The sequence below is a fragment of the Tannerella forsythia genome, from assembly GCF_001006485.1.
Taxonomy (GTDB): Bacteria; Bacteroidota; Bacteroidia; order Bacteroidales; family Tannerellaceae; genus Tannerella; species Tannerella forsythia.
Genome location: NZ_JUET01000059.1, coordinates 1 through 402 on the forward strand (window position 1 = coordinate 1; position 402 = coordinate 402).

The 402-nt window shown below is 53.5% G+C and carries 2 protein-coding genes; both read left to right on the forward strand.

The features are described from left to right. Positions 1–10 precede the first annotated feature (10 nt). On the forward strand, positions 11–154 hold the full coding sequence (locus Tanf_RS16665; protein WP_498370412.1) for a zinc-binding dehydrogenase: 144 nt from the start codon (positions 11–13) through the stop codon (positions 152–154). Position 155: 1 nt separating this feature from the next. Beyond that, positions 156–402 (forward strand): putative quinol monooxygenase (locus Tanf_RS16670; protein WP_046825125.1); only part of this gene is annotated, 247 nt, incomplete at its 3' end.

Consider the following 402-nt stretch of genomic DNA (forward strand, 5'->3'; position numbering starts at 1 on the left):
CGGTGATCAATTGGCGGAGCTTGCCGGTCTGCTGAGTGACGGCACAGTTCGCGTCGTGCTCGACAGCACATACCCGCTTGCCGATGCCCGCAAGGCTCATGAACGTGCGGCCAAAGGGCACATTCAGGGCAAGATCGTGCTTGTGGTGGAATGACATGATCATCCTGATGGGGCACATTCATGTTGATCCACATGAAATTGATCAGTTCATCGCCGACGTTCAGGTGATCGCGCGCAATGCAAAACCCGAAAAAGGCTGTCTTTTTTATGCGGTTAATCCTGATGCGGCATGCCCGGGGCGTCTCGTGATTGCCGAACGTTGGCGCGATCAATCGTCATTGAAAGCCCATCTTGAAACACCAGAGGTTTTAGACTTCGTGCATAACTGGCAAGGCAGGATGA